The organism is Enterobacter sp. V89_11, from assembly GCF_029967775.1.
Lineage (GTDB): Bacteria > Pseudomonadota > Gammaproteobacteria > Enterobacterales > Enterobacteriaceae > Enterobacter > Enterobacter ludwigii.
Genome location: NZ_JASCAN010000019.1, coordinates 1 through 26,521, shown reverse-complemented (window position 1 = coordinate 26,521; position 26,521 = coordinate 1). Strand labels below are relative to the sequence as shown.

At 55.5% G+C, this 26,521-nt stretch carries 21 protein-coding genes and 1 riboswitch; of the genes, 13 read left to right on the top strand and 8 right to left on the bottom strand.

Going from position 1 to position 26,521, the window contains the following annotated elements; genetic code table 11:
- Nucleotides 1-154 precede the first annotated feature (154 nt).
- The gene (gene rpmE, locus QLG09_RS15215) at nt 155-367 is read left to right on the top strand and encodes a 50S ribosomal protein L31 (protein WP_003862040.1); all 213 of its coding nucleotides are present in this window, start codon (nt 155-157) and stop codon (nt 365-367) included.
- 48 nt (nt 368-415) lie between these two features.
- On the opposite strand, the gene metJ is transcribed toward rpmE, so the two are convergent.
- Nucleotides 416-733 (bottom strand): met regulon transcriptional regulator MetJ, encoded by a 318-nt coding sequence (gene metJ / locus QLG09_RS15210; protein WP_007369220.1) that lies wholly within the window; start codon nt 731-733, stop codon nt 416-418.
- Nucleotides 734-1,009: 276 nt separating this feature from the next.
- Between metJ and metB the strand changes: the two genes are divergently transcribed.
- From metB to katG, 4 genes are all read left to right on the top strand, one after another.
- Nucleotides 1,010-2,170 (top strand): cystathionine gamma-synthase, encoded by a 1,161-nt coding sequence (gene metB, locus QLG09_RS15205; protein ID WP_014172189.1) that lies wholly within the window; start codon nt 1,010-1,012, stop codon nt 2,168-2,170.
- 2 nt (nt 2,171-2,172) lie between these two features.
- Complete coding sequence (locus QLG09_RS15200) at nt 2,173-4,605, top strand: bifunctional aspartate kinase/homoserine dehydrogenase II (RefSeq protein WP_020883947.1); 2,433 nt, start codon at nt 2,173-2,175, stop codon at nt 4,603-4,605.
- A 226-nt stretch (nt 4,606-4,831) separates the two neighbouring features.
- Nucleotides 4,832-5,722, top strand: coding sequence for a methylenetetrahydrofolate reductase (metF, locus tag QLG09_RS15195; protein ID WP_014172187.1), 891 nt, complete (start codon nt 4,832-4,834; stop codon nt 5,720-5,722).
- Between the two features lie 209 nt (nt 5,723-5,931).
- Nucleotides 5,932-8,112: a catalase/peroxidase HPI gene (gene katG / locus QLG09_RS15190; protein WP_282489033.1), complete on the top strand. Its 2,181-nt coding sequence runs from the start codon at nt 5,932-5,934 to the stop codon at nt 8,110-8,112.
- A 48-nt stretch (nt 8,113-8,160) separates the two neighbouring features.
- Here the strand turns inward: katG and QLG09_RS15185 are convergent, their stop codons facing one another.
- The 5 genes from QLG09_RS15185 to argE form a co-directional block, all read right to left on the bottom strand.
- Nucleotides 8,161-9,264: a glycerol dehydrogenase gene (locus QLG09_RS15185; protein WP_049022995.1), complete on the bottom strand. Its 1,104-nt coding sequence runs from the start codon at nt 9,262-9,264 to the stop codon at nt 8,161-8,163.
- Nucleotides 9,265-9,276: 12 nt separating this feature from the next.
- Nucleotides 9,277-9,939 carry a fructose-6-phosphate aldolase gene (gene fsa / locus QLG09_RS15180; protein ID WP_049022994.1) on the bottom strand — a complete coding sequence of 221 codons (663 nt, stop codon included), beginning with the start codon at nt 9,937-9,939 and terminating at the stop codon, nt 9,277-9,279.
- A gap of 128 nt (nt 9,940-10,067) precedes the next feature.
- Nucleotides 10,068-10,832 carry an AraC family transcriptional regulator gene (locus tag QLG09_RS15175; RefSeq protein WP_049022993.1) on the bottom strand — a complete coding sequence of 255 codons (765 nt, stop codon included), beginning with the start codon at nt 10,830-10,832 and terminating at the stop codon, nt 10,068-10,070.
- Nucleotides 10,833-10,895: 63 nt separating this feature from the next.
- Complete coding sequence (gene ppc, locus QLG09_RS15170; protein ID WP_047954821.1) at nt 10,896-13,547, bottom strand: phosphoenolpyruvate carboxylase; 2,652 nt, start codon at nt 13,545-13,547, stop codon at nt 10,896-10,898.
- A 270-nt stretch (nt 13,548-13,817) separates the two neighbouring features.
- Entirely contained in the window at nt 13,818-14,969 is a 1,152-nt protein-coding gene (gene argE / locus QLG09_RS15165) for an acetylornithine deacetylase (RefSeq protein WP_020883942.1), read from the bottom strand.
- Nucleotides 14,970-15,057: 88 nt separating this feature from the next.
- Between argE and argC the strand changes: the two genes are divergently transcribed.
- The 4 genes from argC (at nt 15,058) to oxyR (ending at nt 19,540) form a co-directional block, all read left to right on the top strand.
- A complete protein-coding gene (gene argC / locus QLG09_RS15160; RefSeq protein ID WP_032680080.1) occupies nt 15,058-16,062 on the top strand; it encodes an N-acetyl-gamma-glutamyl-phosphate reductase in 1,005 nt (334 codons plus the stop codon).
- Between the two features lie 6 nt (nt 16,063-16,068).
- Nucleotides 16,069-16,845, top strand: coding sequence for an acetylglutamate kinase (gene argB, locus QLG09_RS15155; RefSeq protein WP_086462987.1), 777 nt, complete (start codon nt 16,069-16,071; stop codon nt 16,843-16,845).
- A 78-nt stretch (nt 16,846-16,923) separates the two neighbouring features.
- Nucleotides 16,924-18,297 carry an argininosuccinate lyase gene (gene argH / locus QLG09_RS15150; RefSeq protein ID WP_049022992.1) on the top strand — a complete coding sequence of 458 codons (1,374 nt, stop codon included), beginning with the start codon at nt 16,924-16,926 and terminating at the stop codon, nt 18,295-18,297.
- A gap of 325 nt (nt 18,298-18,622) precedes the next feature.
- On the top strand, nt 18,623-19,540 hold the full coding sequence (gene oxyR / locus QLG09_RS15145) for a DNA-binding transcriptional regulator OxyR (protein WP_014172176.1): 918 nt from the start codon (nt 18,623-18,625) through the stop codon (nt 19,538-19,540).
- Here oxyR and sthA read toward each other — a convergent pair.
- Nucleotides 19,523-20,923 (bottom strand): Si-specific NAD(P)(+) transhydrogenase, encoded by a 1,401-nt coding sequence (gene sthA, locus QLG09_RS15140; protein WP_014172175.1) that lies wholly within the window; start codon nt 20,921-20,923, stop codon nt 19,523-19,525. The two genes, oxyR and sthA, sit on opposite strands and share 18 nt — an antisense overlap.
- A 196-nt stretch (nt 20,924-21,119) precedes the next feature.
- On the opposite strand from sthA, the gene fabR reads away from it, so the two are divergent.
- Both fabR and QLG09_RS15130 read left to right on the top strand, forming a co-directional pair.
- Complete coding sequence (fabR, locus tag QLG09_RS15135; RefSeq protein ID WP_008501784.1) at nt 21,120-21,758, top strand: HTH-type transcriptional repressor FabR; 639 nt, start codon at nt 21,120-21,122, stop codon at nt 21,756-21,758.
- A 9-nt stretch (nt 21,759-21,767) separates the two neighbouring features.
- Nucleotides 21,768-22,127, top strand: a complete 360-nt coding sequence (locus tag QLG09_RS15130; protein WP_020883939.1) for a YijD family membrane protein — start codon at nt 21,768-21,770, stop codon at nt 22,125-22,127.
- 41 nt (nt 22,128-22,168) lie between these two features.
- On the opposite strand, the gene trmA is transcribed toward QLG09_RS15130, so the two are convergent.
- A complete protein-coding gene (gene trmA / locus QLG09_RS15125; RefSeq protein ID WP_049022991.1) occupies nt 22,169-23,269 on the bottom strand; it encodes a tRNA (uridine(54)-C5)-methyltransferase TrmA in 1,101 nt (366 codons plus the stop codon).
- 104 nt (nt 23,270-23,373) lie between these two features.
- Nucleotides 23,374-23,550, top strand: a riboswitch (cobalamin riboswitch).
- A 65-nt stretch (nt 23,551-23,615) separates the two neighbouring features.
- Between trmA and btuB the strand changes: the two genes are divergently transcribed.
- Both btuB and murI read left to right on the top strand, forming a co-directional pair.
- Nucleotides 23,616-25,466, top strand: coding sequence for a TonB-dependent vitamin B12 receptor BtuB (btuB, locus tag QLG09_RS15120; protein WP_049022990.1), 1,851 nt, complete (start codon nt 23,616-23,618; stop codon nt 25,464-25,466).
- Nucleotides 25,411-26,262 carry a glutamate racemase gene (murI, locus tag QLG09_RS15115; protein ID WP_049022989.1) on the top strand — a complete coding sequence of 284 codons (852 nt, stop codon included), beginning with the start codon at nt 25,411-25,413 and terminating at the stop codon, nt 26,260-26,262. The genes btuB and murI overlap by 56 nt, the downstream gene beginning before the upstream one ends.
- Nucleotides 26,263-26,521 lie beyond the last annotated feature (259 nt).

Genomic DNA, 26,521 nt, shown 5'->3' with positions numbered 1-26,521 from the left:
GAAAGCGGCGTGCGGATCAGTTTGCATACGTTGGTCAAATTCTGTATGATTCGCCGCCTTTGGTGTACTTTACGCCAAAGAACTTACATTCAACATCGCGTGGTGTCTGGCGTTAGGGCTGGAAGAGCGACGCGGCCTTAACTGAGGTTCTCCCATGAAAAAAGATATTCACCCGAAATACGAAATGATTACTGCAAACTGTTCTTGCGGTAACTCTATCCAGATCCGCTCTACCGTGGGTCACGATCTGAACCTGGACGTGTGCGGCAAATGCCACCCGTTCTACACTGGTAAGCAGCGTGATGTTGCAACCGGTGGCCGTGTTGACCGCTTCAACAAGCGTTTCAGCATCCCGGGCGCTAAGTAAGTTTCCCGAAAAAAAGGCACCGCAAGGTGCCTTTTTTGTATCCGCTTCTCAGTATTCCCACGTATCCGGGTCGATACCCAGTTCACGCATGATCACCTTCGCCTCTTCCGGAATTTCATCACTACGCTCTTTGCGCAGATCTTCATCGTTTGGCAACGGTTGACCGGTAAACGCATGCAGAAACGCTTCGCACAGCAGTTCGCTGTTGGTCGCGTGGCGCAGGTTGTTCACCTGACGACGCGTACGTTCATCGGTGAGGATCTTCAACACCTTCAGAGGAATGGAAACCGTAATTTTCTTTACTTGCTCACTCTTCTTACCGTGCTCAGCGTATGGGCTGATATATTCGCCGCTCCATTCAGCCATGAGATACCTTTAATCCTCTCAGTCATTAATCTAAAGGTGCAAAACCCGTCATCGCCAGTTTTGACCGTAATCCAGCGTAGTTTACCGTAGAGACGATACCGTGGCACGGATATTGCCGCTGTAGCGTGCACTAAAGCATATAATTTTAACGGCTATTTGCGCATTGCTCAATCTATACGCAAAGAAGTTTAGATGTCCAGATGTATTGACGTCCATACTTTCAGTGTTTACTCTGGTGCCTGACTTTTCACCTCTTTTAGCCAGGAAGCCTTCACCATGACGCGTAAACAGGCCACCATCGCAGTGCGTAGCGGATTAAATGATGACGAGCAGTACGGCTGTGTTGTCCCGCCAATTCATCTTTCCAGTACTTACAATTTTACCGGTTTTAATGAACCCCGTGCGCATGACTACTCCCGTCGCGGCAACCCGACGCGTGACGTGACCCAGCGCACGCTGGCGGAGCTGGAAGGCGGTGCAGGCGCCGTGTTAACCAACACCGGGATGTCTGCGATTCACCTGGTGACGACGGTATTTCTGAAGCCGGGCGACCTGCTGGTGGCACCGCACGACTGTTACGGTGGTAGCTATCGTCTGTTTGACAGCCTCGCAAAACGCGGGTGCTACCGCGTGCTGTTTGTCGATCAAAACGACGAACAGGCGCTGAAACAGGCGCTGGCAGAGAAACCGAAGCTGGTGCTGGTGGAAAGTCCAAGCAATCCATTGTTGCGCGTCGTCGATATTGCGAAAATTTGTCAGCGCGCAAGGGATGCGGGAGCGATAAGTGTAGTGGATAATACCTTCCTCAGTCCGGCCCTTCAGAACCCGCTTGCGCTGGGTGCCGATCTGGTATTGCATTCATGCACTAAATATCTGAACGGTCATTCTGATGTGGTAGCGGGCGTGGTGATTGCAAAAGATCCCGACGTTGTCACCGAACTGGCATGGTGGGCCAATAACATTGGCGTCACTGCGAGCGCTTTCGACAGCTACCTGTTGTTGCGCGGTATCCGCACGCTGTCGCCGCGCATGGAAGTGGCGCAGCGCAATGCTCAGGCGATTGTTGATTTCCTGAAGACCCAGCCGCTGGTGAAAAAGCTCTATCACCCGTCGCTGCCGGAAAACCAGGGGCACGAGATTGCCGCGCGTCAACAAAAGGGATTTGGCGCGATGTTAAGTTTTGAACTGGACGGTGACGAGCAAACGCTGCGTCGCTTCCTGAGCGGGCTGTCATTGTTTACGCTGGCGGAATCATTAGGTGGGGTTGAAAGCTTGATCTCCCACGCCGCAACCATGACGCACGCAGGTATGGCACCAGAAGCACGTGCCGCCGCCGGTATTTCTGAGACGCTGCTGCGTATCTCGACCGGTATTGAAGATTCTGAAGATTTAATTGCCGATCTGGAAAATGGCTTCCGGGTCGCAGCCAAGGGGTAATCATGAGTGTGATAGCGCAGGCAGGGGCGAAGGGTCGTCAACTGCACAAGTTTGGTGGTAGTAGTCTTGCTGATGTGAAGTGTTACCTGCGTGTCGCAGGGATCATGACAGAGTATTCGCAGCCGGGGGACATGATGGTTGTCTCCGCGGCTGGCAGCACCACCAACCAGTTGATTAGCTGGCTCAAACTGAGTCAGACCGATCGCCTCTCTGCGCATCAGGTGCAACAGTCCTTACGTCGTTACCAGAGTGAGCTGATTGCCGGCTTACTGCCAGCGGACGTCGCGGACGGATTGATTAGCGCCTTTACGCATGACCTTGAGCGTCTGGCTGCCCTGCTGGACAGCGGTATTACCGACGCGGTGTATGCCGAGGTGGTCGGCCACGGTGAAGTGTGGTCTGCACGCCTGATGGCGGCCGTGCTGCAACACCTGGGCGTGGATGCGGCCTGGCTTGACGCGCGTGACTTCCTGCGCGCCGAACGCGCCGCTCAGCCGCAGGTGGATGAAGGCTTGTCATATCCGCTGCTGCAACAGCTGCTGGTTCAGCATCCGGGCAAACGTATTGTGGTGACCGGCTTTATCAGCCGCAGCAGTGCCGGTGAAACCGTGCTGCTGGGACGTAACGGCTCTGACTACTCAGCGACGCAAATTGGTGCGCTGGCAGGCGTTTCCCGCGTCACCATCTGGAGCGACGTGGCCGGTGTCTACAGTGCTGACCCGCGTAAAGTGAAAGATGCCTGCCTGCTGCCGCTGCTGCGTCTGGACGAGGCCAGCGAGCTGGCACGCCTGGCGGCACCGGTTCTGCATGCGCGTACGCTACAGCCGGTTTCCGGGAGCGACATCGACCTGCAGCTGCGCTGTAGTTACACCCCGGATCAAGGCTCTACCCGCATCGAACGCGTCCTGGCGTCCGGTACGGGGGCGCGAATTGTGACCAGCCATGACGACATCTGCCTGATTGAGTTCCAGGTCCCGGCGGGCCAGGATTTCAAACTGGCACACAAAGACATCGACCTGATCCTCAAACGCGCCCAGGTGCGTCCGCTCGCCGTTGGCGTGCATAACGACCGCCAGCTGCTGCAGTTCTGCTACACCGCCGAAGTGGCGGACAGCGCCCTGAAAATTCTTGATGAAGCGGGCCTGCCGGGCGAGCTTCGCCTGCGTCAGGGTCTGGCGCTGGTGGCGATGGTGGGGGCGGGCGTTACCCGCAACCCGCTGCACTGCCACCGTTTCTGGCAGCAGCTGAAAGGCCAGCCGGTTGAATTCACCTGGCAGTCGGAAGAGGGCATCAGCCTGGTGGCCGTACTGCGTAAAGGACCTACCGAGAGCCTGATTCAGGGGCTGCATACCTCTCTGTTCCGTGCGGAGAAACGCATCGGGCTGGTGCTGTTTGGTAAAGGAAATATCGGCTCACGCTGGCTGGAGCTGTTCGCTCGCGAGCAGGTGACCCTCTCAGCGCGTACCGGGTTTGAATTTATTCTCGCGGGCGTGGTGGACAGCCGCCGCAGCCTGCTGAACTACGAAGGGCTGGACGCCAGCCGGGCGCTGGCCTTCTTTAACGATGAAGCGGTTGAACAGGATGAAGAGTCACTGTTCCTCTGGATGCGCGCGCACCCGTATGACGATCTGGTGGTGCTGGACGTGACCGCCAGTGAACAGCTTGCCGATCAGTATCTTGATTTCGCCAGCCACGGTTTCCATGTTATTAGCGCCAATAAGCTGGCGGGGGCGAGCAGCACGGACAAGTACCGTCAAATCCACGACGCGTTTGAAAAGACAGGCCGTCACTGGCTGTATAACGCCACGGTGGGCGCTGGTTTGCCGGTTAACCATACCGTGCGTGATTTGATTGAAAGCGGCGACAGCATTCTGGCGCTGAGTGGCATCTTCTCCGGCACGCTCTCCTGGCTGTTCCTGCAGTTTGATGGCACCGTACCGTTCACTGACCTGGTGGATCAGGCATGGCAGCAGGGCTTAACGGAGCCTGACCCACGCGTTGACCTTTCCGGTAAAGACGTTATGCGTAAGCTGGTGATCCTGGCGCGTGAAGCCGGTTATGACATCGAACCTGATGCCGTCCGCGTTGAGTCGCTGGTGCCTGCTGGCTGTGAGGACGACTCTGTCGACCATTTCTTCGAGAACGGCGAAGAGCTGAACGAGCAGATGGTGCAACGTCTGGAAGCGGCAAACGAGATGGGCCTGGTGCTGCGCTACGTGGCGCGTTTCGAAGCGAACGGAAAAGCACGTGTGGGTGTCGAGGCGGTTCGTCCTGAACATCCGCTGGCGGCGCTGCTGCCGTGCGATAATGTTTTCGCCATTGAAAGCCGCTGGTACCGTGATAACCCACTGGTGATCCGTGGCCCGGGTGCGGGGCGCGATGTGACCGCCGGGGCCATCCAGTCTGACATCAACCGTCTGGCTAAACTGCTGTAATCTTTCTTGTTCCCTCTCCCGGTGGGAGAGGGACAGGGTGAGGGCATCAGACCGCACTCACCCGCCATCATGAACTCCCTTCATCTTCCCTGAGCATTCCTCACCATTCCTGGCGATTATTTCTGTTGACGTCCCTCCGCTTTTCCGTCATTTTTACATCTGGACGTCTAAACGTATAGAAGTTCGAAACACAACACACAATGACACGCGATTGATGAGGTAAGGTATGAGCTTTTTTCACGCCAACCAGCGGGAAGCCCTGAATCAGAGCCTGGCCGAAGTAAATGGTCAGATTAACGTCTCTTTTGAATTTTTCCCGCCGCGCACCAGTGAAATGGAGCAAACCCTCTGGAGCTCTATCGATCGCCTGAGCAGCCTGAAACCGAAGTTTGTCTCCGTCACCTACGGTGCCAACTCCGGTGAGCGTGACCGTACGCACAGCATCATTAAAGGCATTAAGGACCGTACGGGTCTGGAAGCGGCTCCGCACCTGACCTGTATCGACGCGACGCGCGATGAGTTGCGTGCCATTGCCCAGGACTACTGGAACAACGGTATTCGCCATATCGTCGCCCTGCGCGGTGACCTGCCGCCGGGGAGCGGTAAACCGGACATGTACGCCACCGATCTGGTCGCGCTGCTGAAAGAGGTCGCAGACTTCGACATTTCCGTTGCCGCTTACCCTGAAGTTCACCCGGAAGCGAAAAGCGCCCAGGCGGATCTGCTTAACCTGAAGCGTAAAGTGGACGCCGGTGCGAACCGCGCCATTACCCAGTTCTTCTTTGATGTGGAAAGCTACCTGCGCTTTCGTGACCGCTGTGTGTCCGCGGGCATCGACGTCGAAATTATCCCGGGAATTTTGCCGGTCTCTAACTTCAAACAGGCGAAGAAATTTGCCGATATGACCAATGTGCGCATTCCGCACTGGATGTCTAAAATGTACGAAGGGCTGGACGATGACCCGGAAACACGCAAGCTGGTGGGCGCAAACATCGCGATGGACATGGTGAAGATCTTGAGTCGTGAAGGGGTGAAGGATTTCCACTTCTATACGCTTAACCGCGCGGAAATGAGTTACGCCATTTGCCATACGCTGGGTGTACGGCCTGGCGCATAACAAATAGAAGCCCTCTTCGGAGGGTTTTTTGATTTATAAGGGTTTTATTTCCCCGCCATATCAGCAATGCTGCCTTTGACGTACAGAACGCACATACTTTCAATGGGAAATTAAACGGAATTAACTATCGAATCTGTGGGTTATCTCAACTATACCTTATCAACAAGGGCGTATATCGTAACGGTAACACTGTAAAAGGGAGCATAGCGATGAGCACGTCAGACGACAGCAATAATGCGGCATCAATCGGCAAGTGCCCGTTCCATCAGGGCAGCGTCGATCACAGCGCGGGGGCAGGCACAGGCAGCCGCGACTGGTGGCCAAAACAACTCCGCGTCGATCTTCTTAATCAACATTCCAACCGTTCTAACCCTCTGGGTGAAGACTTTGACTACCGCAAAGAATTCAGCAAACTCGATTACTCAGCGCTCAAGGGCGATCTCAAAGCACTTCTGACCGACTCTCAGCCGTGGTGGCCAGCCGACTGGGGCAGCTATGCGGGCCTGTTTATCCGTATGGCCTGGCACGGCTCAGGTACCTATCGCTCCGTTGACGGTCGCGGTGGCGCAGGGCGCGGTCAACAGCGCTTTGCCCCCCTGAACTCCTGGCCAGATAACGTAAGCCTGGATAAAGCGCGCCGTCTCCTGTGGCCTATCAAGCAAAAATACGGTCAAAAAATTTCCTGGGCTGACCTCTTCATCCTTGCCGGTAACGTGGCGCTGGAGAACTCTGGCTTCCGTACCTTTGGTTTTGGGGCCGGGCGTGAAGATGTCTGGGAACCGGATATGGACGTGAACTGGGGTGATGAAAAAGCCTGGCTCACCCACCGTGACCCGGAAGCACTGGCGAAGCGCCCACTGGCAGCCACCGAAATGGGGCTGATTTACGTTAACCCGGAAGGGCCAAACGCCAGCGGTGAACCACTGTCAGCGGCCGCGGCGATCCGTGCCACCTTTGGCAACATGGGGATGAACGACGAAGAGACCGTTGCGTTGATTGCAGGCGGTCATACCCTCGGTAAAACCCACGGTGCAGGTGAAGCGACCCATGTCGGTGCCGACCCGGAAGCCGCGCCAATTGAAGCGCAGGGTCTGGGCTGGACCAGTACGCACGGTACCGGCGTTGGCGCAGATGCGATCACCTCCGGGCTGGAAGTCATCTGGTCACAAACGCCGACCCAGTGGAGTAACTACTTCTTCGAGAACCTGTTCAAATACGAGTGGGTGCAGACCCGCAGCCCGGCGGGTGCGATTCAGTTCGAAGCCGTGGATGCACCAGACATTATGCCTGATCCGTTCGACCCGTCGAAAAAGCGCAAACCGACGATGCTGGTCACCGATCTGACGCTGCGTTTTGACCCCGAGTTCGAGAAAATCTCCCGCCGCTTCCTGAACGATCCGCAGGCCTTTAACGAAGCCTTTGCGCGCGCGTGGTTCAAGCTGACCCACCGTGATATGGGGCCAAAAGCGCGTTACATTGGTCCGGAAGTGCCGAAAGAAGATCTCATCTGGCAGGATCCACTGCCGCAGGCGGTGTTCAACCCGACCAAAGAGGACATTGAGAGTCTGAAAGCGGAAATCATTGCCTCGGGTCTGTCCGTGAGCGACCTGGTTTCTGTTGCCTGGGCGTCTGCATCGACCTTCCGCGGTGGCGATAAGCGTGGCGGCGCCAACGGTGCGCGTCTGGCACTGGCACCCCAGCGCGACTGGGAAGTTAACGCCGCAGCGGTTCGCGCGTTACCCGCCCTGGAAGCTATTCAGCGTACCACTAACAAAGCGTCACTGGCCGATATCATCGTGCTGGCAGGTGTGGTGGGTGTTGAACAGGCGGCGAAAGAGGCCGGCGTTTACGTCAATGTACCGTTCACGCCGGGCCGCGTTGATGCGCGCCAGGATCAGACGGATATCGAGATGTTTAACCTGCTCGAACCGATTGCCGATGGCTTCCGTAACTACCGTGCACAGGTTGATGCCTCCACTACCGAGTCTCTGTTGATTGATAAGGCCCAGCAGCTGACGCTCACTGCACCAGAACTGACGGTGCTGATTGGCGGTCTGCGCGTACTGGGGGCGAACTTCGATGGCAGTCAGAACGGCGTGTTCACCCATCGTGAAGGCGTGCTGAGCAACGATTTCTTCGTGAACCTGCTGGACATGAATACCCAGTGGAAAGCGACCGATGAATCAAACGAGCTGTTTGCCGGCAGCGATCGCGCCAGCGGTGAAGTGAAATACACCGCCACGCGTGCCGATCTGGTATTCGGTTCGAACGCCGTGCTGCGCGCGCTGGCCGAGGTTTACGCCAGCAGCGACGCCCATGAGAAATTCGTCCGCGACTTTGTTGCCGCTTGGGCGAAGGTAATGGATTTGGATCGGTTTGATCTGCAGTAAATACAATCCCCGCTTCGGCGGGGATTTTTTACCATCCGGCAATACCAGTTACGCCCACTCCCGCAGGAACCGTTGCCCGTACTGATCGGCCACCAGCAGCGCCGCGTAAACCTGATCCGGTGACACCCCGCCTGGCATGTTGTGAATGGTTTCACCCTCTGCGCAGGCAGCCTCGGCAATCAGCCGCATTTTAAGCGGAATCTCCTCTTTAATGTTCAGTTGTGCCAGCGTGATGGGCAAACCTACGCTGTGACACAGCGCCGCGACGGTTTCAATTTCCTCTACCGGGGCATTTTCCAGCACCAGTTGCGTCAGCGTCCCGAACGCCACTTTTTCACCGTGATAGAACGAATGTGCCTCCGGCACGGCGGTCATTCCGTTGTGAATGGCGTGTGCGGCCGCCAGTCCACCGCTTTCAAATCCAACGCCGCTCAGATAGGTATTGGCTTCAATGATGCGCTCCAGCGCCGGTGTGACCACGTGCTGCCCGGCCGCGAGCATCGCTTTCTCACCCTCTTCAATTAACGTGTTGTAGCACAGCTCGGCGAGGGCTAGCGCAGCCTGGGTACATTTTCCGCCCGCCATGGTGATCGCGCCGCTACGGGAACAGGCGCGCGCTTCAAACCAGGTGGCAAGGGCATCGCCTATCCCGGCGGCCAGCAGACGCGGCGGAGCGCCAGCCACCACCCGGGTGTCGACAATCACCATGTTCGGGTTATGCGGCAGCATCAGGTAGCGATCGAATTCACCGCTGTCGGTATAAATGACGGAAAGGGCGCTGCACGGGGCGTCGGTGGAAGCGATAGTCGGGGCGATGGCAACGGGCACGTCCATAAAATGCGCCAGCGCTTTGGCGGTATCCAGCGTTTTCCCGCCGCCGATACCGAGCACCGCCATACAGTCGGCGCCGTCGGCCCGTTTTTTCAGGCGATCGATTTCGTTTTGCGAACATTCGCCCCCGAAGGGCGCGATTTCAGCATGAATTTCCGCTTTTTTAAAACTCTCAAGCAAGGTCTCTTGTGCAAAACCCAGCACAAACTTATCGCCCACAACCAGCCAGCGTGTTGCCAGTGGTTTCAGATAGTCGCCGAGACGGGTGAGAACATCAGCGCCCTGGATATATTTCCCCGGCGATTGAATGATACGGTCCATAACAGATCTCCCTTAGAGGTTGAGGTTACCAAACGCGTTTTTCCAGTCGTGCTCAAACTTCTCTATGGCTGACTCTACCGCCGGGGTGCCGAGCATTTGTTGCGCTACATCTAAAGGAAGCGTGATTGCTTCACATCCGGCGAGCAGGCAGTCCAGCGCCTGACGTGGTGTTTTGAAGCTGGCGGCCAGCACGCTGCTTTCTGGGGCGTGGCGTTCGAGCAGGGATTGCAGCTCCTGTACCATACGAATGCCGTCCCCGCCCTGAGCGTCGACGCGGTTAACATACGGTGCGACATATTTCGCTCCCGCCAGCGCGGCCAGTAAACCCTGGGCGGCGCTGTAAACGGCCGTGCCTAACGTGGTTATGCCCTCTTTTTTCAGCATTTTTATCGCTATAAGGCCCTCTGCGGTCACCGGGATTTTCACCACGATGTCAGGAATGGCGTTACTCAGGCGTTTGGCTTCTGCCACCATCCCTTCGGCTTCACGGCTCATGGTCTGGGCAAACAGCGTGCCCTGTGGCCCGATGGCGTTTTGCAGACGCGGCAGTACGTTCCAGAGGGTTTCGCCGCTGGCGGCTACAATGCTCGGGTTGGTGGTGACGCCGGCAATCGGAAAAATGCGCGCCAGGCGCTCAACCTCTGCCACGTTGGCGGTATCCAGATACAGTTCCATTATTTTTCCTTAAGTCAGAAAGGTTAACTCAAGGATAAGGTGGGGCCGCTGGCCGTGGATACAGGTCAATTTTGCCAAATACTGGACAAATGTAATGTGCTTAGTGAAGTGAGAGGGCGATCACAATGCTAGTTTTTGGCAGTCAGTTGGCTGTGATACTGGCGGCGGTATTCAGAAGGGGAGCGTTCGGTATGTTTACGAAAGAGGCGACAGAAGTAGTTGCTGTCTGTAAAGCCGCAGCGGGCGGCAATGTCTTTGATTTTTAGATCATAACCCTTGAGCAACTGGCGCGCGTGTTCCAGACGCGTTTGGGTCAGGTATTCATTGAACCCCACGTTCCCGGTCTTCTGAAACAGATGTGAAAGGTAGTTGGGTGAAATATAAAACGCCTGCGCCACGGAATCGCGGGTCAGCGGTGAGGCGTGATGTTCATCGAGATAGCGCCGGATGGCTTCAAACAAAGCGCGACTGCGGCTGTCAGTGTGAATGTCGCTGCCAAGAAGATCGCGACAGTGGCTGAGCATACTCAGTACCACCAGTCTGGCCGTTTCCTGTTCATCAGGCTGCATCTGCAGCTCGGCCAGCGTTTGCAGGAGAAACGCTCCGGTTCGGGGGCCGCGCCGGGCAACCTGCTGGTGCTGTATAAGCACGTTATCCCGATAAAGACGAAACGACAGCTGCTGTTTACCGAAGCTGATGCTGAGCGCGTGTCCGGTATGAAGTAACCCCTCCGCAGAGGAAGAAAACCACGCTTCGCAGGCCTTATCGAGGTTAATGACCAGGCAAGGCGATGTGCGGGAGTGTGGGTCGGGCGGGGCGACAAACCGTACGTCACGTAGCGCTATGGTGCCATTAATGAGGTCGGTCAGAAGGGTGCTGATGTCGTGGTGCATGGCGTGAATACCGGATATCGCCCGGCAGCGTTAGCGCTGCCGGGCCTGTATGAAGCCAATGGATTAGCCTGTGTTACGCATACCTGCCGCAACGCCTGCAATCGTCACCATCAACGCCTGTTCGACGCGTGGATCCGGCTCTTTACCTTCTTCTTCCGCCAGACGTGAACGGTGCAGCAGCTCCGCCTGCAGGACGTTCAGGGGGTCGGTGTAGATGTTACGCAGCTGGATGGACTCGGCAATCCACGGTAAATCCGCCATCAGGTGCGAGTCGTTAGCAATATCCAGCACCACTTTGATGTCGCCTTCCAGCAGTTCGCGCAGCTCTTTACCCAGCGTCCACAGCTCAGGCTTCACCAGACGCTGATCGTAGTATTCCGCCAGCCACAGGTCTGCTTTCGAGAAGACCATCTCCAGCATACCCAGACGGGTGGAGAAGAACGGCCAGTCGCGGCACATGGTTTCCAGTTCGTTCTGTTTGCCATCTTCCACCACTTTCTGCAGCGCCGCACCTGCGCCCAGCCAGGCGGGCAGCATCAGACGGTTCTGGGTCCAGGCGAAGATCCACGGGATGGCACGCAGAGACTCTACGCCACCGGTCGGGCGGCGCTTAGCCGGACGTGAACCCAGCGGCAGTTTACCCAGCTCCTGCTCAGGGGTAGCTGAACGGAAGTAAGGCACAAAATCTTTGTTTTCACGCACGTAACCGCGGTACAGATCGCAGGAGATATCTGACAGCTCGTCCATGATATGGCACCAGGACTCTTTCGGCTCTGGCGGTGGCAGCAGGTTCGCTTCCAGAATCGCACTGGTGTAGAGCGACAGGCTGCTGATGGTCACTTCCGGCAGGCCATACTTGAAGCGGATCATTTCGCCCTGTTCGGTCACACGCAGGCCGCCTTTCAGGCTTCCCGGCGGTTGTGACAGCAGTGCCGCATGCGCTGGCGCGCCACCACGGCCAATCGAGCCGCCGCGTCCGTGGAACAGCGTCAGTTCGATGCCTGCTTTTTCACAGGTCTTGATCAACGCGTCCTGTGCCTGATACTGCGCCCAGGATGCCGCCATGACGCCCGCGTCTTTTGCGGAGTCGGAATAGCCAATCATCACCATCTGTTTGCCCTGAATAAAGCCGCGGTACCAGTCGATGTTCAGCAGCTGCGTCATGACGTCGTTGGCGTTGTTCAGGTCATCAAGGGTTTCAAACAGCGGTGCAACCGGAAGGGCATAGTCGATACCGGCTTCTTTGAGCAGAAGGTGAACGCCCAGCACGTCAGACGGCGTTTTCGCCATGGAGATCACATAGGCAGCCACCGATCCTTTCGGCGCATCAACGATCGCTTTACAGGTGTTGAGCACCTCGCGGGTTTCGTTGCTTGGTTCCCAGTTACGTGGCAGCAGGGGACGCTTGGAGTTCAGTTCACGGATCAGGAAGGCTTGTTTGTCCGCTTCGGACCAGCTTTCATAGTCGCCGATGCCGAGATAGCGGGTCAGTTCGCCCAGCGCTTCGGTATGACGGGTGCTTTCCTGACGGACGTCAATACGCACCAGCGGCACGCCGAAACACTTCACGCGACGCAGGGTGTCGAGCAGTTCGCCATTCGCGATGATGCCCATTCCGCAGGCCTGCAGTGATTTATAGCAGGCATACAGCGGCTCCCAGAGCTGCTCGTTCTGGCTCAGCAGGCCTTCCGGCTTTGGCAGGCGCTGGCCTTTCAGACGCGCTTCCAGCCAGGCCTGCGTCGCCATCAGCTGGCCACGCAGTTTTTTCATCAGGAAACGATACGGCTCGCTGGCACCTTCTTCGCCGGCCAGCGCGCGCAGTTCCGGCGTGGCCTCTACCATCGACAGCTCGGAGATCAATACCTGAATATCTTTCAGGAACAGGTCGGTTGCTTTCCAGCGGCTCAACAGGAGCACGTGGCGGGTAATTTCCGCGGTGACGTTCGGGTTGCCGTCACGGTCGCCGCCCATCCAGGAGGTGAAGCGCACCGGCACAAAATCGACCGGCAGGCGGTAATCCAGATTCGCTTCCAGCTGCTCGTTCAGCTCACGCAGGTAGTTCGGCACCCCTTCCCACAGGCTATTTTCCACCACTGCAAAGCCCCATTTGGCTTCGTCGACCGGGCTTGGACGATGCTTACGAATTTCATCGGTGTGCCAGGACTGGGCAATCAGCTGGCGCAGACGGCGCATCAGCTGGTTGCGTTCGTAGTCAGCAATGTCTTTGTTATCCAGCTGCTTGAGGCAGTTGTTCACTTCCACCATTTTGTGGATCAGGGTGCGGCGAGTGATTTCGGTTGGGTGAGCGGTCAGAACCAGCTCCAGCGAAAGGGACTCCACCGCTTTTTTGATGATGTCTTCGTTGAGGTCTGGCTGGTCTTTCAGTTTACGAAGCGTACGGGCAATGACTTCCGGGTTGCTGGCAGCTTCGCCATTCGGCGAAATGCTGTGGTATTGCTCAGCGGTGTTTGCCAGGTTCAGAAACTGGCTGAAGGCGCGGGCAACGGGCAGCAGCTCATCGTTAGAAAGGTTCTGCAAGGTGGTGAGCAGCTCCTGACGACTGGCCTCGTTACCTGCACGGGAAGATTTTGACAGCTTGCGGATGGTTTCAACGCGGTCGAGGATGTTTTCCCCCAACGCATCTTTGATGGTATCTCCAAGCACTTTGCCGAGCATACTGACATTACTACGCAACGCGGAATATTGTTCGTTCATAAAAACCCAGTCACCCCATCATTTTTGTTTATGCCCAATCGAAAATCTTTTGGACAATATTTTGTCATCTCCCTTTATAAAGCCACGTAAAACCCCCGTCGTCAATTGCTGCGAAAACGGTTCAGCAAACGAATAAATGTGGGTAATTTACGAAATTTAATTCGCTTTGCGTCAGATAAGAGATGCTTATGGGAATGTGACGAAGATCGCGGGATTTGTTGCCCTTACCCTGACCCTCTCCCACCGGGAGAGGGAACCCTCAGGGGCATTTTAATGCCAGCAGAAGTGATGCACGACCTGGGTAATCAGTTCACGGGTCGGTTTGATAAAGCGCGTTTCCAGATATTCATCCGGCTGGTGAGCCTGGTTGATGGAACCCGGGCCAAGCACCAGCGTAGGACACAGGGTCTGAATAAACGGTGCTTCGGTGCAATAGTTCACCACGTCGGTTTTCTCACCGAGCAGCTTTTCCACGACTTCAACCAGTTGATGATCCGGTGGACATTCGTAGCCAGGGATCGGCGGATGAAGCTCGGAGACCGTCAGGCGGCCCGGCCAGCGCTCGCTGACCGGCGCCAGCGCTTCGGTCAACAGGCCGTCGAGATCGCTCAGCGTCATGCCCGGCAGCGGACGGATATCCATATGCAGTTCGCAGCAGGCGCAGATACGGTTGGATGCATCACCACCGTGCAGGCTGCCGAGGTTCAGCGTCGGATAAGGCACGGTGAATGCGTCGTAGTGATAACGCTCTTTCAGCGAGTCGCGCAACTGCATGATGCGGCCAATGGCGTCGTGCATCAGTTCGATGGCGTTGACGCCGCGCGCCGGATCGCTGGAGTGGCCTGACTGGCCCAGCACGCGCACCGCCGTGGAGATATGGCCTTTGTGGGCACGGATTGGCTGCAGTGACGTTGGTTCACCAATAATGGCGCAATCCGGGCGAATCGAGGTGTTTTCAGAGAAGTAGCGCGCGCCGGCCATGCTGGTCTCTTCATCGGCAGTGGCCAGAATGTAGAGCGGTTTCTTCAGCGTTGTCACGTCCACGTCACGAAGCGCATCGAGGATAAAAGCAAAAAAGCCTTTCATGTCGGCGGTGCCCAGACCGTAAAGCTTGTTGTCATGCTCGGTCAGGGTGAACGGATCGCGCGTCCAGCGGCCATCGTCAAAGGGAACGGTATCGGTATGACCGGCCAGCAGCAGGCCGCCGGCACCCTGTCCGGTACTGGCGAGCAGGTTAAATTTATGGCGTGTTCCGGGAACGGGCTGAACCTCAACGTTAAACCCAATATCGCTAAACCAACCTGCCAGCAGATTGATTAAAGACTCATTGCTCTGATCCAGCGCTTCTTCGGTCGCACTGATGGAGGGTGTGGCAATCAGGGCGCGGTAAATCTCGATAAATGGCGGTAAGTTCATTTTCATTGTTGACACACCTTAGGTCGTGATAGTATCAATATTCATGCAATAAATGTGAATAAAAATACATTAACGTTGAGCATAAAGGAACCCGATGTTGAATACGCTGATTGTAGGCGCTAGCGGTTATGCGGGCGCAGAGCTTGTAAGCTACGTGAATCGCCATCCTCATATGACCATAACCGCTTTGACCGTGTCAGCGCAAAGCAATGATGCAGGAAAGTTAATTTCCGATTTGCATCCGCAACTTAAAGGCATTGTTGATCTGCCGCTGCAGCCAATGTCTGACATCCGCGCGTTCACCGACGGCGTCGACGTGGTGTTTTTAGCTACCGCGCACGAAGTCAGCCACGACCTAGTTCCGCAATGTCTGGCGGCCGGCTGTGTGGTGTTCGACCTCTCCGGCGCCTTCCGTGTGAATGACGGCGCGTTCTACGAAAAATATTACGGTTTCACCCATCAACACCCTGAACTGCTGGAAAAAGCGGTATACGGCCTGGCGGAGTGGAGCACAGATAAACTGAAGGAAGCGGATCTGGTTGCCGTGCCGGGCTGTTATCCGACGGCGGCACAGCTTTCTCTGAAGCCGCTGATCGACGCAGACCTGCTGGATCTGAACCAGTGGCCGGTGATCAACGCCACCAGTGGTGTCAGCGGCGCGGGGCGTAAAGCCGCTATCGCTAACAGCTTCTGCGAAGTGAGCCTTCAGCCGTATGGCGTGTTCAATCACCGCCATCACCCTGAAATCACGACGCATCTGGGTGCGGATGTCATCTTCACGCCGCATCTGGGCAGCTTCCCGCGAGGGATCCTCGAAACCATCACCTGCCGCCTGAAACCCGGCGTGACCCACGAACAGGTGAGCAAAGCCTTTACGCAGGCCTATGCGGACAAACCGCTGGTGCGTCTCTACGACAAAGGCGTGCCGGCGCTGAAAAACGTGGTTGGCCTGCCATTCTGCGACATCGGCTTTGCCGTGCAGGGTGAGCACCTGATTGTGGTGGCTGCGGAAGATAACTTACTTAAAGGCGCTGCCGCACAGGCAATGCAGTGTGCAAATATTCGTTTCGGTTTCCCGGAAACCCAGGCTCTTATTTAAGGTGTGATGATGAACCCATTAATTATCAAACTCGGTGGTGTACTGCTGGACAGCGAAGAAGCGCTGGAGCGTCTTTTTACCGCGCTGGTGAACTATCGCGAATCACACCAACGTCCGCTGGTGATTGTGCACGGCGGCGGCTGCGTGGTTGATGAGCTGATGAAAGGGCTCAACCTGCCGGTGAAAAAGAAAAATGGCCTGCGCGTCACGCCTGCTGACCAGATTGACATTATTACCGGTGCCCTGGCGGGGACGGCGAACAAAACGCTGCTGGCGTGGGCGAAGAAACACCATATCGCCTCTGTCGGCCTGTGTCTGGGCGATGGTGACAGCGTAAAAGTGACCCAGCTCGACGAAGAGCTCGGACACGTTGGACTGGCACAGCCTGGTTCGCCTAAGCTGATTAACATGCTGCTGGAAGGAGGATTCCTGCCGGTGGTGAGCTCTATCGGGGTGACCGAAGAGGGCGAACTGATGAACGTCAATGCAGACCAGGCGGCAACGGCTCTGGCGGCTACGCTGGGCGCGGACCTGATTTTGCTCTCTGACGTAAGCGGTATTCTCGACGGCAAAGGCCAGCGTATTGCGGAAATGACCGCAGCGAAAGCCGAACAGCTTATCGAGCAGGGCATTATTACCGACGGCATGATCGTCAAAGTCAATGCGGCGCTGGATGCCGCACGTACGCTCGGACGTCCGGTGGACATCGCCTCCTGGCGCCACGCGGAGCAACTCCCGGCGTTGTTTAACGGCACGCCGATTGGCACGCGTATTCTGGCGTAAGCAATTTACCGATTCTGCAGGCCCGGTCAGCGCAGCGCAGCCGGGCAATGAAATTCAAAGATATTAAGGAAGCATGTTATGGCACTTTGGGGTGGGCGTTTTACACAGGCAGCGGATCAACGGTTCAAACAGTTCAACGACTCTTTGCGCTTCGACTACCGCCTGGCCGAGCAGGATATCGTCGGCTCTGTGGCCTGGTCCAAAGCGCTGGTCACCGTGGGCGTCCTGACCGCAGACGAACAGCTGCAGCTGGAAGAGGCGCTGAATAACCTGCTGGAAGAGGTGCGTCTGGACCCGCAGCAGATCCTCGCCAGCGATGCGGAAGATATTCACAGCTGGGTGGAAGGGAAACTCATCGATAAAGTCGGCCAGCTGGGTAAAAAACTGCATACCGGGCGTAGCCGTAACGACCAGGTCGCGACTGATCTGAAATTGTGGTGTAAAGATACCGTTGGTGAACTGCTGGCAGCCAACCGTCTGCTGCAAGGCGCGCTGGTGGAAACCGCGCAGAACAACCAGGACGCGGTGATGCCGGGTTATACCCACCTGCAGCGCGCGCAGCCGGTAACCTTTGCCCACTGGTGTCTGGCCTACGTTGAGATGCTGGCGCGTGATGAAAGCCGTCTGCAGGATACCCTGAAGCGTCTGGACGTGAGCCCGCTGGGCAGCGGTGCGCTGGCAGGGACGGCCTATGAAATCGACCGTGATCAGCTGGCAGGCTGGCTGGGCTTTGCTTCAGCCACCCGTAACAGCCTGGACAGCGTCTCTGACCGTGATCACGTGCTGGAGCTGCTTTCCAATGCGTCTATCGGCATGGTGCATCTGTCGCGCTTTGCCGAAGACCTGATTTTCTTCAACTCCGGTGAAGCCGGGTTTGTTGAGCTGTCTGACCGCGTGACGTCAGGCTCCTCCCTGATGCCACAGAAGAAAAACCCGGATGCGCTGGAGCTTATCCGCGGTAAGTGTGGCCGTGTGCAGGGCGCGCTGACCGGCATGATGATGACCCTGAAAGGGCTGCCGCTGGCGTATAACAAAGATATGCAGGAAGACAAAGAAGGGCTGTTCGACGCGCTCGATACCTGGCTGGACTGCCTGCATATGGGTGCGCTGGTGCTGGATGGCATTCAGGTGAAACGCCCGCGTTGTCAGGAAGCGGCGCAGCAGGGCTATGCAAACTCGACCGAGCTTGCCGATTACCTGGTGGCGAAAGGTGTACCGTTCCGTGAAGCGCACCATATTGTCGGTGAAGCGGTGGTTGAAGCCATTCGTCAGGGTAAGGCACTGGAAGCGTTGCCGCTGACCGACCTGCAGAAATTCAGTGCGGTTATCGGTGATGATGTGTATCCGATTCTGGCGTTGCAGTCTTGTCTGGATAAGCGTGCAGCGAAAGGCGGCGTGTCACCGAAGCAGGTCGCGCAGGCGATTGCGGATGCGAAAAACCGGCTGGTTTGATGAGTGCGGGCTGGTGCCCTCACCCCGCCCTCTCCCACGGGGAGAGGGAGTAAACACTAAAAATGGCAACTTCGGTTGCCATTTTGCTTTTATCCCCGGCCTTTTTTACGCAAAAAAAAGCGGACCACGGGGTCCGCAAAAGTTCACGTTGGCTTTAGTTGTTCGAGTTTTGAGAGAAACTCGCTGACGGTGCGGGGACGTCAAGGGTCAAACACGTACCGCCTCGTCTATGTGGTGTATTATTCAACAGAATGCTTGATAGGGATAATCGTTCGTTGCTATGCTATCTATCGCCATGAACTATCGTGGCGACGGAGGATGAATAATGAATATTCGTGATCTTGAATACCTGGTAGCGTTAGCCGAGCACCGCCATTTTCGCCGCGCGGCAGATTCCTGCCACGTCAGCCAGCCTACCCTGAGCGGCCAGATCCGCAAGCTGGAAGACGAGCTGGGCGTGATGCTGCTGGAGCGCACCAGTCGTAAGGTACTGTTCACCCAGGCAGGTCTGCTGCTGGTGGATCAGGCGCGCACCGTGCTGCGCGAGGTCAAAGTGCTCAAGGAAATGGCAAGCCAGCAGGGGGAGGCGATGTCCGGCCCGTTGCATATTGGCCTGATCCCAACCGTTGGCCCGTACCTGTTGCCGCACATCATTCCAATGCTGCATCAGACGTTCCCGAAACTCGAAATGTATCTGCATGAAGCGCAAACCCATCAGCTGCTGGCGCAGTTAGACAGCGGCAAGCTCGACTGTGCCATTCTGGCGCTGGTCAAAGAGAGTGAAGCTTTTATCGAAGTGCCGCTGTTTGATGAGCCCATGATGCTGGCGATCTATGAAGATCACCCGTGGGCGAACCGCGATCGCGTGCCGATGGCCGATCTGGCCGGTGAAAAACTGCTGATGCTGGAAGATGGTCACTGCCTGCGCGATCAGGCGATGGGCTTCTGCTTCGAAGCGGGTGCTGACGAGGATACCCATTTCCGCGCAACCAGCCTTGAAACGCTGCGTAATATGGTGGCGGCGGGCAGTGGGATCACATTGCTGCCGGCACTGGCCGTACCGCGCGAACGTAAACGTGACGGCGTGGTTTATCTGCCATGCATTAAACCAGAGCCACGTCGTACCATTGGTCTGGTTTATCGTCCGGGTTCACCGCTGCGCAGCCGCTATGAGCAGCTGGCAGAGGCCATCCGTGGTTCGATGGATGGCCATTTTGACAATGCGTTAAAACAGGCGGTTTAAGCCGTTCAGTGCCGCGACCCGATAGGCTTCCGCCATGGTCGGGTAGTTGAAGGTGGTGTTAACGAAGTACTCGATGGTGTTACCACCACCTTTTTGCTCCATGATCGCCTGGCCGATATGAATAATCTCCGCCGCGCGTTCACCAAAGCAGTGAATACCGAGGATCTCTTTCGTCTCGCGATGGAACAGGATCTTCAGCGTACCCACGCTCATTCCCACGATTTGCGCCCTCGCCAGATGTTTAAACTGTGCGCGACCCACCTCGTAAGGCACCTTCATTGACGTCAGCTGCTGCTCGGTTTTCCCGACGGAGCTGATTTCCGGGATGGTATAAATACCTGTCGGAATATCTTCGATCAGATGTGCCGTCGCTTCGCCTTTCACCAGCGCCTGCGCCGCGATGCGTCCCTGATCGTATGCTGCAGAAGCCAGGCTTGGATAACCGATAACATCACCGACGGCATACACATGCGGCAGGGCTGTCTGGTACATGCTGTTCACCTTCAGCTGACCGCGGCTGTCGGTTTCGAGCCCGATATTTTCCAGAGCCAGAGAATCGGTGTTACCGGTACGGCCGTTGGCGTACAGCAGGCAGTCTGCTTTCAGCTTCTTGCCCGATTTCAGATGCATGATCACACCGTCGTCGCAGCCTTCAATTTTCTCGTACTCTTCGTTGTGGCGAATTACCACGCCGCTGTTCCAGAAGTGGTAAGAGAGCGAGTCTGACATTTCCTGATCGAGGAAGGCCAGCAGGCGGTCGCGGGTGTTGATCAGATCAACTTTCACGTCCATACCCCGGAAGATCGACGCATATTCGCAGCCAATCACCCCTGCGCCATAGATAATCACATGACGGGGTTCGTGGTGCAGGCTCAGGATGGAGTCGCTGTCGTAAATGCGCGGGTGGGAGAAGTCCACGTCTGCCGGATGGTACGGGCGTGAACCACAGGCGATGACAAATTTTTCCGCCGTGATGGTTTCGACTGACCCGTCGTGGCATTCGAGTGCCAGGGTGTGTTCATCAACAAAGTGCGCATTGCCCTGCAAAATTTCACAGTGGTTACGCTCATAAAACCCCTGGCGCATCCGCGTCTGCTGGTTAATAACGGTATCCGCATGATTCAGGATGTCAGCAAAGGAGGAACGAAGAAGTCGGGAGTGGTCGCTGTAAAGAGGGTTCTGGTTAAATTCAATAATGCGGCTAACGGCATGGCGGAGGGCTTTGGAAGGGATGGTGCCCCAATGGGTGCAACCGCCGCCAACGTTATGGTAGCGCTCTATCACCGCTACTCTGGCTCCCTGTTTCACCAGTCCCATAGCAGCGCCTTCGCCGCCGGGGCCGGAACCTATCACAATTGCGTCGTAATCGTAGGAATGTGGCATGGTAAGGCTTACCTGTTCTTATACATAAAAGCAACAGAATCATAACATCATTGCCCGAGTAACCCAATTATCGTTGTGCTTTTTTCCGGCAGTGGAGCACAAACCGTACGTAAACAATCATTCACAAAGCCAGGCAAACAGATTAATTTTATTCTCTGGTATAGTGCCATCAGGCCTTTGGAAGGATTCAACTATCGTGATGGGCGTAAGAGCACAACAAAAAGAGAAAACCCGGCGTTCGCTGGTGGAAGCCGCATTCAGTCAACTGAGTGCCGAGCGTAGTTTTGCCAGTTTAAGCCTGCGTGAAGTTGCGCGCGAGGCCGGGATTGCGCCAACGTCCTTCTATCGTCATTTCCGTGATGTGGATGAACTGGGTCTGACCATGGTCGACGAGAGCGGTCTGATGCTGCGTCAGCTTATGCGCCAGGCGCGGCAGCGTATCGCTAAAGGGGGGAGCGTGATCCGCACCTCTGTGTCGACCTTTATGGAATTTATTGGCAATAACCCCAACGCGTTTCGCCTGCTGTTGCGGGAACGTTCCGGAACATCAGCCGCGTTCCGTGCCGCTGTGGCGCGTGAAATTCAGCATTTTATCGCGGAACTTGCCGACTATCTTGAACTCGAAAACCATATGCCGCGTGCGTTCACTGAAGCACAGGCTGAGGCGATGGTGACGATTGTTTTCAGCGCGGGTGCCGAAGCGCTGGATGTCAGCATCGAACAACGCAAGCAGCTCGAAGAGCGACTGGTATTACAGCTCAGGATGATCTCCAAAGGCGCGTACTACTGGTATCGCCGTGAACAAGAGAAACTGGCACATCAAACCGAAGAGTGAAGGTGAGTAATGAAACAGTCAGGTCAGGATAAGGGTACGCTGTTGCTGGCATTGATCGCTGGCTTATCAATTAATGGCACGTTTGCGGCTGTGTTCAGCTCGATCGTTCCATTTTCTATTTTCCCGCTTATTGCGCTGGTGCTGACGGTGTACTGTCTGCATCAGCGTTACCTGAACCGCACCATGCCGGTCGGGTTGCCTGGGCTGGCCGCGGCCTGCTTTATTCTTGGCGTGTTGCTGTATAGCACCGTGGTGCGTGCAGAGTATCCGGATATCGGTTCTAACTTCCTGCCGGCGGTACTCTCTGTGGCACTGGTGTTCTGGATTGGCTCGCGCATGCGTAGCCGCAAGCACGAGCTGCCGGAGTAAGAGAGTGGGGTTGCAGGCAGGTTGACCGGCCTGCCATCACGTTACTTCGCGGTAAGAAGTACGCCGCACTCCATATGGTGCGTATACGGGAACTGATCGAAGAGAGCCAGACGTTCAACATTGTGCGTCTGGCTTAATGTTTCGAGATTCTTGCACAGCGTTTCCGGGTTACAGGAAATGTACAAAATACGCGGGTACGCCTGCACCATCTTCTCGGTTTCGCTGTCCAGGCCACTGCGCGGCGGATCGACAAAAATCGTCTCACACTGGTAGCTCTTCAGATCGATCCCCTCCAGGCGATTAAACTGACGTACACCATTCATGGCCTGCGTGAACTCTTCTGCAGACATACGAATGATCTGCACATTGTCGATGTGATTGGCGGCAATGTTGTACTGTGCAGCGGCAACGGACGGCTTGGCAATCTCCGTCGCCAGGACGCGCTCAAAGTTACGCGCCAGCGCCAGGGAGAAGTTGCCGTTCCCGCAGTACAGCTCTAGCAGATCGCCCTTTGACCCTTCAGTCGCCTTCAGCGCCCAGTCCAGCATCTGTACATTCATTGCTGCGTTTGGCTGGGTAAAGCTGTTCTCAACCTGGCGGTACACCATCTCTTTTCCCGCCACCGACAGACGTTCGTCGATGAAATCCTGATCCAGCATGATTTTGGTTTTTGTCGCACGACCAATCAGGTGAACGTTGATGTTCTGCGCGCGCAGGGCATCGCGCAGCGCTTCTGCCTGCTCGCGCCATTCATCATTCAGCGCTTTGTGATACAGCAGAGAGACGATCGCCTGGTTGCTTTGTGTGGTCAGATAATCAATCTGGAACAGCTTGTGGCGCAGCACAGGGTTGTTGCGTACGCCGTCGATCATCAGCGTCATGAGCTGGTTGATGAGTTCACTCGCCGCCGGGAAACTGTCAACCCGAATGCGGGACTTCGTCTGCTGATCGAAAATGATGTGGTACAGGTCGTCACCTTCGTGCCAGATGCGGAATTCCGCACGCATGCGGTAGTGGCTAACGGGCGAGCGGAACACCTCAGGAACGGGCGCGTTGAAAGGCGTCATCATACTTTGCAGGCGGACAACTTTCTCTGCCAGCTGTGCGTCGTACTGTTCTGTTGGGAGGTGTTCGGGGGTCATGATGCGTCCTGAGTGATAAAGAATTACGCGGGGATTGTAGGGATTGTGCAGTGGATGTCCAGATTTAATGGCCAATAGCTATCTGGACATCTATACGTGTCTAATTGTAGCATTCTGTTTCCGGTCTCCTGAGAGTGAAAAGGGAATCCAGTGAAAATCTGGAGCTGACGCGCAGCGGTAAAGACTGGCGGGATGAGAATTGTAGACACTGTGAAAATGGGAAGTCTTCATCCGCAAAACGCCACCTAGCCCGAAGACCTGCCGGGATCACGTCGCATTTGGTTTCGTCATCGCGTGCTATAGATGAAGCCTGCGGCATCCTTCTTATATTGTGGATGCTTTAACAATGATTAAAAAAGTATCGCTGTTGACGGCGTTGTCCGTCACGGCATTTTCGGGCTGGGCGCAGGATAGCGACGACTCGTTGGTGGTGACAGCAAACCGTTTTGAGCAACCTGTTAATACCGTTCTTGCACCAACGTCTGTGGTGACGCGCGAGGATATTGATCGCTGGCAGGCAAAGAGTGTTGTTGAAGTGATGTCGCGTTTACCCGGGGTAGATATCGCGCAAAGTGGCGGCTTGGGCGCAACCTCTTCTACATTTATTCGCGGTACGGAATCCCGTCATGTTCTGGTATTGATTGATGGTATTCCTCTAAACAATGCAGGGATCAGCAATGTTCCTGACCTTAGCCAAATTCCAACATCGCTGATTCAACGCATCGAATATATTCGCGGTCCGCGTTCTGCGCTGTATGGCTCTGACGCGATTGGTGGCGTGATCAATATCATCACAGGGCGAGATAAACCGGGTGCAGAAATTTCTGCAGGCGTAGGTTCTAAGGGGTATCAGACCTATGATGGTTCTTTCCAGCAAGTACTGGAAAAAACCAAAATCACCATGGCGGGTAATTACACTTATACCCGTGGTTTCGATATCGGTGCGAAAGATGCTCCGCGTCAACCGGATCGTGACGGTTTTATGAGTAAGTCACTTTACGGTTCTGTGGAACAGCAAATTACCGATAGCGTAAGTGGTTTTTTCCGCGGCTTTGGTTACGACAATCGCACTGCGTATGACGGCTATGACCATTACGATGCTAACTTTAACGTTGATGGACGACCGGATACGCGCCAACTCTACAGTCAAAACTGGGATACGGGCCTGCGCTACAGTCAGGGGATATTTAAATCGCAGTTGGCCATAGGTTATGGTCGCAGCAAAGATCAGAACTATGACCCGAAGAAAGGGCGTTATTCAGATTCCGCAACGACGGACGATGTGAAGCAGTACACCACACAGTGGTTAAATTCCCTTGAAGTAGGTCATGGTAATATAGGTGCGGGCCTGGACTGGCAGAAACAAAAAACTCAGGCTGGTTCTAGTACTATGGATAACGGCTATGAGCAGCGCAATACGGGCGTCTTTCTCTCGGCGATGCAGCAATTTGATAGCATCACGCTAGAAGCTGCGGCACGTAACGATGATAACTCGAATTTTGGCAATCATGCTACGTGGCAAACCAGTGCTGCGTGGGAGTTTATCGATGGTTACCGGATTATTGGTTCATATGGCACGGCTTATAAAGCACCGACAATGAGCCAGATTCACAGTGAGAAATATGGCAATCCTGACCTTAAGCCTGAAGAGAGTAAACAGTGGGAAGGGGGCTTTGAAGGTTTGACGGGGCCGGTTAACTGGCGCGTAACAGGTTATCGTAACGACATTGATAACCTCATTGGCTACGACGCAAACTACCGTTACTACAATGTGGACGAAGCCCGTATCAAAGGCATTGAGGCCACGGCGCAGTTTGAAACAGGTCCGGTAGGGCACCAGATTTCCTATGACTATGTTGACCCACGTAACACCAAAACCAATGAAGTTCTGGCTCGCCGTTCTAAGCAACAGGTTAAGTATCAGCTTGATTGGCAGGTATGGGATCTTGACTGGAACGTTTCCTATCGTTATTTGGGTACACGCTATGACGTTGCGGTCGATCCGAATACCTATTCTACAGAACGTGTGAAAATGGGCGGCGTAAGCCTGTGGGATGTCGCAGTTTCATATCCTGTCACCTCTCACCTTACAGTTCGTGGTAAAATAGCCAACCTGTTCGATAAAGATTACGAGACAGTTTATGGCTACCAAACTGCAGGACGGGAATACACCTTGTCTGGCAGCTACACCTTCTAATCCGCGTCCCACCGTGCTGGTATTTGATTCCGGCGTCGGTGGGCTTTCGGTCTATGATGAGATCCGACATCTTCTGCCGGATCTCCATTACATTTACGCCTTTGATAACGTCGCTTTCCCGTATGGGGAAAAGAGTGAAGACTTTATTGTTGAGCGTGTGGTTGAAATCGTCACCGCGGTACAAAAGCGTTATCCCCTCTCGCTGGCGGTCATCGCCTGTAACACGGCCAGTACAGTATCGCTTCCTGCATTGCGCGAAAAATTCCAGTTCCCGGTTGTAGGCGTTGTTCCTGCAATAAAGCCTGCCGCACGTCTGACGGCAAATGGCATTGTTGGTTTACTGGCAACGCGAGGCACGGTGAAGCGACCTTATACGCGCGAGTTAATCGACCGCTTTGCCAACGAATGCCAGATTGCGATGCTCGGTTCGGCGGAACTGGTCGAGATCGCCGAAGCGAAGCTGCATGGAAAGGCAGTGCCGCTCGAAGAGTTGAGCCGTATTCTCCGCCCGTGGCTGCGGATGCCGGAGCCACCGGACACCGTTGTGCTGGGGTGCACCCATTTCCCTCTATTACAGGAAGAGTTATTAGAAGTTCTGCCTGAGGGCACGCGGCTGGTGGATTCGGGGGCGGCTATAGCCCGACGTACGGCCTGGTTGCTGGAACATGAAGCTCCGGATGCAAAATCTGCCGATGCGAACATCGCTTTTTGTATGGCCATCACTAACGAGACCGAGCAACTTTTGCCCGTTTTACGCCGTTATGGCTTTGAAACGCTCGAAAAACTGGCGCTGTAGCACGATTTTGAGCAAAAAAGAGACGGTTGAACGTTTTTTTTGAAAGAGGGGTTGTCAACGTCTGAGAACTCCCTATAATGCGCCTCCACTGACACGGAACAACGGCTTACAAGCCGCCGGGTTAGCGGGGTTCAGAGATGAACACCAACAGAGAAAAGCAAAAATAAATGCTTGACTCTGAATGAGGAAAACGTAATATACGTGACCTCGCGACGGTGAGCTGTAAGCCGCGTCGCAACTGCTCTTTAACAATTTATCA